Source organism: Nostoc sp. 'Peltigera membranacea cyanobiont' 213, assembly GCF_002245975.1.
Classification (GTDB): domain Bacteria; phylum Cyanobacteriota; class Cyanobacteriia; order Cyanobacteriales; family Nostocaceae; genus Nostoc.
Genome location: NZ_NOLI01000228.1, coordinates 1 through 6,936 on the forward strand (window position 1 = coordinate 1; position 6,936 = coordinate 6,936).

Sequence of the window (6,936 nt, forward strand, 5' to 3'; positions counted from 1 at the left end):
CCCTGCTCCCTCTTCCCCCCTCCTTCATTACCTTGTCTCAGATAGATATTCCTAGCCAATTTGATGTCTTAGTAGTCGGCGCTGGTGCTGCTGGACTATACACGGCGCTGTGTCTACCAGAGTCTTTGCGAGTCGGTTTGATTACCAAAGAAACTGTTGCTTTGTCTGCCAGTGATTGGGCGCAAGGTGGTATTGCCGCAGCCGTTTCCCCAGAAGATTCTCCTAAGCTACACATTGAAGATACGATCCTGGCAGGTGCAGGTTTGTGCGATCGCAATGCTGTAGAATTTCTCGCCCAACTTGCCCCTAACTGCATTCAATCCCTAGTTAACTTGGGGGTTGCTTTTGACCGTCATGGCCAAGCCTTGGCTTTAACTTTAGAAGCCGCCCATTCTCGCAACCGCGTTCTCCATGCTGCGGATACCACAGGGAGGGAAGTTACCACCACCCTCACCACCCAAGTATTACGTCGCCCGAATATCCAAGTCATTCAGCAAGCTTTAGCTTTAAGTTTGTGGATTGAACCTGAAACCGATCGCTGTCAGGGAATAAGCCTGTTTTATGAAGGTAAAATCACATGGGTAAGGGCTAGTGCTGTGATATTGGCAACTGGTGGCGGCGGTCAGGTATTTGCCCAAACCACTAACCCGGCGGTGAGTACGGGTGATGGAGTGGCGATCGCATATCGGGCTGGGGTCATCCTCCGCGATTTGGAATTTGTCCAATTTCATCCCACAGCCTTGACTAAACCTGGTGCCGATCGCTTTCTGATTAGCGAAGCTGTCCGCGGCGAGGGCGCACACCTTGTTGATAACGAAGGGCGGCGTTTTGCTTTTGACTACCATCCTGCGGGTGAACTCGCACCCAGAGATGTAGTCAGTAGAGCAATTTTTAGCCATTTACAACGTACCGCAGTTGATTTGGCGACTGCCCATGTGTGGTTGGATATGCGCCCGATCCCTGCGGACAAGATTCGTCACCGCTTTCCCAACATCATCAAAGTCTGTCAGCATTGGGGAGTTGATGTTTTCCACGAACCAATTCCTGTAGCGCCTGCTGCTCATTACTGGATGGGTGGGATTGTCGCGGATCTAATGAATCGCACAAATATTAAAAGTTTGTATGCAGTGGGTGAAACTGCTAGTACTGGAGTACATGGGGCAAATCGTCTTGCCAGTAATTCTCTGCTGGAGTGTATTGTGTTCGGGGCCCAAATGAGCCAAATTGAGCTAGAAAATATTGGGTTGCCCTCAGAAATACCAGTGTTACCATCACGTAAATTTAGTGTTGATGCTAGCGAGGGAAACATCCAGCAAGCACAGCTAGAAGCACTCAGAGAGAAGTTACCGCGTCTGGTGTGGGAAAATGCTGGTATTTGTCGGGAGCAATCAAAGTTGGAAACTGCGATCGCCACTGTCGAATCTTGGCAGGAAGATTTTGCTGCCTTGCCTTTAAGTCAATTCTTGGTTGCTTTACGTCCAGCAGAACCAGCGAATTTTGACCTACCAGATGTTGAACGGCAATTACGACTTTGGGCAGAAACCCGCAATTTATTAGATGTGGCTAATTTAATTCTCAAAAGTGCTGCTTTTAGAACCGAAAGCCGAGGTGGACACTACCGTTTAGACTATTCGCAACCAGACCCAAATTGGCAAGTTCATACCCTTGTACAAACACATCATTGGTGGAAATCTTCACTATTATCTTGAATAAATTACCCTTGGCATTTTCCAAGGCAAGAGACTCACTTAAAGACTATAGATGCCCTCCCAAGAGCGATGGCATATCTCCAAGCAAAAGATGTGGTGTCTAAGACACGATCTACACGAACGCGCTACTTTACCACAATCTAAAATTTAAAATCAAAAATGGTCATCAGCGAGTGCCGCTACCATGCTGACTGTCAGGGCCACCATAATTTGGTGGGATATATGTGTCTTTTAAATTTTGAGAACTGACTTGATGGGTGATTGAAGTATTGTTGCTAGTAGCACCACCAGTATTAGCACTTGCAGTACTAGATATACCCGTGTAAGCGGCAATTTTTGGTATTAGCATGTAAGCGCTTATACATAGTATCATGATTTTTGTGATTCGGAAGTTAGTTTTCATAGACTCAGTAATTTTACTAGTTTTTACTTTTAAAGGTGATTTTATTTTTTAACGTGTATTTACTTATATTGATGAGAAAAGTATTTTAACTTTATTAAATTATTGCTAGTGGTTTACAACTAATCGTGGTATTCACTTGGACACAAATTTTAATTTGCTGGTATTAAATAATTCCTATACTTAAGAAATATTCTTAATGAACCGTTTTTACATCAGTCTAAAGTTAGATATGTTGATGAATCACTGTAAGCTTTTTATCTACTTCACTATTTATTAATAATATCTTAATGCTTTTAAGTATAAACACTATGCCTGCTGAATAGCGAGTTGGTCAAATCTAAAATAATACTTAATCTCTTGTATAGTTAAGTTTTTATCAAAGTCAAGAGATATAAAGACAGAATAATATAATTGTTATATTGCAAGGGTTTAAAAAAGTATAGGAATACAAAAGACCGTAATAGCACTATTAAGTATAAGTATGATTTTGATGGTAAAAATAATTATGCAAAGATGTTTGTTTCCTAATTACTTCTAGGAACTAATTTCTTGCTTACCTATATTATTAGTTTTGGTTATCAGGTCAAAAAGCCTTGCTAACTCTATATCTTGACTAAAAAACCATCTCTAGACATATACACAATGCTTTTTCAAGGCCGTACCTTGCATGTGTTTAAAATCCAAATTCCGAATTATAAGGTAAAAATTTTTACTAAAAAAATAAAAATCTGGAGACTTGACCCTTGACTAATTAAGCAAACTCGTATCGATTTTTACCCAGATGCTTTGCCCGATACATTGCTGCATCTGCTTGCTTCATCAAAGTTTCACTGTCTTGACTGTTGTATGGGTAGACACTAATGCCAATACTGGCAGAGATTCGGATTGCATAGCCGTCCAAAACAATTGGCTTAGTAATACTGCTTAAGATTTTTTCGGCGACCTTAGCCGCTATTTGAACGTTAGGAATTGCCCGTAAAATTATAGTAAATTCATCGCCGCCCAAACGAGAAACTGTATCACTAGCGCGTAAAGAGTTGCTCAGTCTTTCAGCGATAGTCATTAGCAAGCGATCGCCCGTCTCGTGCCCCAGAGTATCATTGACTTGCTTAAAGCCATCTAGATCGATAAACAGCAGTCCCAGCAAGAGGTTATTGTGTTGCGCCCAATTTAACGACTCATAAAGTTGTTCGGCAAAAAATTTGCGATTGGATAAACCGGTCAAGGGGTCGTGATACGCCAAATAACGCAAGTGGTCTTCTTTGAGTTTTAATTCATTGTTAGATCGGAATAGTTCAGCAGCAGTCCGCTTAAGTTGTTCCTCCATAAGCTTGCGCTGAGTAATATCTCGGATAACCCCAACTAAAAAGAAATTGCCAGCTGAGTCTTTATGGAGCGATCGCTTAGTGGCAATTTGATGAGTCTGTCCATCTGCATTTGTAAATTCTTCTTCATGTTCCTGGGGTTTTTGAGTCCGAAATACAAGATTGTCCTGTTGTCGAAACACATCAGCCTCATGTTTAGGGAAAAAGTCATAGTCTGACTTTTCAATTAACAACTTATTCGGATAACCGATAAATCGACAATACGCCTCATTTAAAACAATCCACTGGTGTTGCTCATTTTTCACAAAAATTGGATCGGGAATCGTGTTAATGACGTGATACAAAAATTCTTTGGAACGTTTCCACTCTTCCTGCATGTGGGCAATATGACTGGTCATCCATATAGCTGAACTGCCAAAGCTAAAAAGTGAGGGAATGAGCGGTATCCACCAACCATACAAAAAAGCAAGGTATGCACTCAGGGTCAATACAAAACAAGAAACTAAGATACTGAGCAGACCTCTCGTTGCGTGTAGTATCCGCCATGTAGTCACGGCTCCTAGATAAGACCAGACAAAAATCCACAAATCTTCTACTAAGTCAGGCCAGACCTTGAGTAAGGGCCGTCCACCAAGAGCTGCTGAGATTAACTCACTAATAAAATAAGCTTGCAGTTGAATACCAGGTACAGGCTTTGCCGTACCCATTAGACTACTGGAATAGGGAATGAATACAAAATCTTGGAGACTGGGTGCGGTGGAGCCAATGAGTACGATCCGATCTTTGATTAAGTTTTCTTTAACTTTATCTGCCAGTACATCTCTCATCGATACCTGGCGAAAATTACACAATACTTTAGATGAACCTTGACATTTGGGTTTGGGAAAATTGGTCAAAAGTTGGTAGCCTCTGTCGTCGGCTCCCACATAAGCACCATCATTAGCCTCAAAACGAGTAAATGCTGCTTTACCTAATTGCAAATACTCAGGGTTGTTTTTTGCTTTGGTGGGGGTAATTCCCTTTGACTTTAAATACAATAAAGCCAACTTCAAAGCAAAACTTTCGTGTGGCTGATTATCAACGTACCAATACAATAAACTGCGACGTACTTTACCATCAAGATCGTACAGCAGGTTATTAAAGCCCACTTGATTCTGATTCAGTCCCTGTGGAGGCAAAACACTAATGTTTTTGTTTTTGTCATTTGTCAATAGCTCAATACCAATTAAGTTGGTCATTGACTGATAAACATTACGCAGTTCTTGGTTCCCTGGCTCTACTGGCAAATTTCTGTAGATATCTAAGCCAACGGCAAGGGGTTTGTGAACATTTAATTTTTGCAACAACTGGGCAATCTTCGTATCTGGAATCGGCCACGAACGTATTTCGTTTAAATAGGATTCATCAATCACTACAATCGTAATCCGCTCTTCTGGCGGTTCATTTGGACGTAAGCGAAAAAATTGATCCAAAGCTGCCAACTCCAAAGATTGCAATAATCCGATGGAGTGCAAAAGCAGAACGCAGACTGCTACGCTGACGGCAGTAATCAATTCTCTGTGTCCTCGACTAAGCGATTGTTTGAGTCTAAAGATTAACTTTACAAAACGCTTGTCTAGCTGCTGATTCATTCCCATTACCTAGTGGGGAGAAATATTCTCTATTTCCTATAGATATTAACTATCGGACTAACATAGCTCAAAGGAGAGATCGATAGAGTTTCTAAGAGTTTTTTCAACTCAGCAAGGTTCTCAAAGACATCTGGTATAAGATTCCGATTTGATTTCTGAAAACATCCTGAGACTGGAAAGCCCCTTTTATAAGGGTTTCATCTGAAATATTGTTCAAAAATCAGATATGAGTCCTATGCTTGTGAATGTATCGCCATATATTCAGGCTAATTATCTTACAAAACGGCAACTGGGACTTTTTTGGCTATCGGCACAAATTAAGTATAAATCTTGATTAATTTCCTTGAGCTTTAGAGGTTGTTTGAAAAGTCTTTGGCTGTGATTTTAGGCACTTGTTGATCCCCCCTAACCCCCCTTAAAAAAGGGGGAACCGGAATCAAAGTCCCCCTTAAAAAGGGGGATTTAGGGGGATCTAAAACTTTTGATACCAATAAGTGGACTTTTCAAACATCCTCTTAGGTGTTTGCGGATAAAAGCCACAAGAGAATTGGTAAGAGAATTGGTTATTGGGTATTGGACAACACCTATTATCTATTACCAAAAACAAAAAAGCCAACTGGAAACAGACTTTGCTGTATTCATGCAGTTGACTGTACTCAAGACTCTTGATCTGGGATGTGAGCTACATCTTATCGCTAGCTCAGTGTAGACCATAGCTGAGACTTCTTGAAGGTAAGTAACTACTTGAAATACTTGAAGTTCCGAGACCCTGTGTAACCAGAAACTTTTGCTAGTTCCTCTAAATTTTGGACTCCACTATAGCTTTTACCATTAACGATCCAAGTGGGGAAGCCTTCAATTTTTGCGGACTTACATAGTTCAGTTTGAGCATTGAGTCCTTCGGGAGCGCACTCTACCTTAACATCTTTGTTGATTATTTCCTCGGCTTCTTTACCAAAAAGCATCTTTTGTTCGTGGCAGTGAGGACACCAGTAAGCACTATATTCCTTCGCGCCTATTTTTGCTAGATGGCTTGCTAAGGCTATTTCTGCCTCACCAGAAGTAGTAGTAACTTCCCAACCGAAGGCTGGGTTAGGGTCTCCTTTGGAATTAAAGGTAATTTTAACGGGTTGTCCAGGAGTTCCAGGTGTAACATTTGATTGATTCACGCCAGCATAAACGCCTAAAGTGCCAATCAGCGTTACCATCCCCACAATTATGGCAGTAAATAAGATTTGTCCAATATCCTCCCAAGTGCGACCCATAATCGTTAGTACCAAAAGACTCACAGAGAACAAAGCTGAACCGATACAGTAAGGACAAATAGCTTTGATTTGAGATGCTAACACGTACATTAAGTAGCCGCTAAAGACGGACATAGCGATCGCACCCACTAGCAGCAACCACCACGTCAAATTTTCTAATTGTTTGCGGCTATTGTTTTCCCCTGAGTTAAATACCAAGGGAGCTAAAGCCAAGATCGCCATACTGATGTATGCCAACAACCCAAACAAAGCTAATGGCTGACCAAGAACTGTTGCCCAAGGACTAGAAAGCACATCATTACAGCCCTTAGCACCAGCCTCTGCTACACAAGCTGCACTGCCTCCTGTTAACTTTTCTATGGTGAGATAACCTGTGATCAAAGCACCACATCCAGCGATCGCGGCAATCAATGGACGTGACCATTTATGAATCCAAGGAGTAGAACGGCGGCGAATCATAAACTGTTATTGGTTAATGGGCATTGGGCATTGGGCATTGGGCATTGGGCATTGGGAATTGGGAATTGGGAATTGGAAATTGGGAATTGAGCATTAGGCATTGGGCATTGGGAACTTGTACTGAGCGTTGTCAAAGTATTGGGA

The 6,936-nt window shown here is 41.6% G+C and carries 4 protein-coding genes; 1 reads left to right on the plus strand and 3 read right to left on the minus strand.

Features of this window, described 5'->3' with window-relative positions; translation table 11 throughout:
• The first annotated feature begins 32 nt into the window (after positions 1-32).
• A complete protein-coding gene (nadB, locus tag CDG77_RS32615; protein WP_094333343.1) occupies positions 33-1,709 on the plus strand; it encodes an L-aspartate oxidase in 1,677 nt (558 codons plus the stop codon).
• A gap of 166 nt (positions 1,710-1,875) precedes the next feature.
• Here nadB and CDG77_RS32620 read toward each other — a convergent pair whose 3' ends face one another.
• The 3 genes from CDG77_RS32620 to CDG77_RS32630 all read right to left on the minus strand — a co-directional run bounded on the left by CDG77_RS32620 (position 1,876) and on the right by CDG77_RS32630 (position 6,792).
• The gene (locus CDG77_RS32620; RefSeq protein ID WP_094333340.1) at positions 1,876-2,058 is read right to left on the minus strand and encodes a hypothetical protein; all 183 of its coding nucleotides are present in this window, start codon (positions 2,056-2,058) and stop codon (positions 1,876-1,878) included.
• 805 nt (positions 2,059-2,863) lie between these two features.
• Positions 2,864-5,068, minus strand: coding sequence for a CHASE2 domain-containing protein (locus tag CDG77_RS32625; protein WP_094333341.1), 2,205 nt, complete (start codon positions 5,066-5,068; stop codon positions 2,864-2,866).
• 740 nt (positions 5,069-5,808) lie between these two features.
• Entirely contained in the window at positions 5,809-6,792 is a 984-nt protein-coding gene (locus CDG77_RS32630) for a vitamin K epoxide reductase family protein (protein ID WP_094333342.1), read from the minus strand.
• Positions 6,793-6,936: the final 144 nt, after the last annotated feature.

What these genes read in the sequence shown, in the direction of transcription:
- CDG77_RS32620 (WP_094333340.1), bottom strand. Translation starts at nt 2,058, where the DNA reads ATGCTAATACCAAAAATTGCCGCTTACACGGGTATATCTAGTACTGCA.
- CDG77_RS32625 (WP_094333341.1), bottom strand. Translation starts at nt 5,068, where the DNA reads ATGAATCAGCAGCTAGACAAGCGTTTTGTAAAGTTAATCTTTAGACTC.
- CDG77_RS32630 (WP_094333342.1), bottom strand. Translation starts at nt 6,792, where the DNA reads ATGATTCGCCGCCGTTCTACTCCTTGGATTCATAAATGGTCACGTCCA.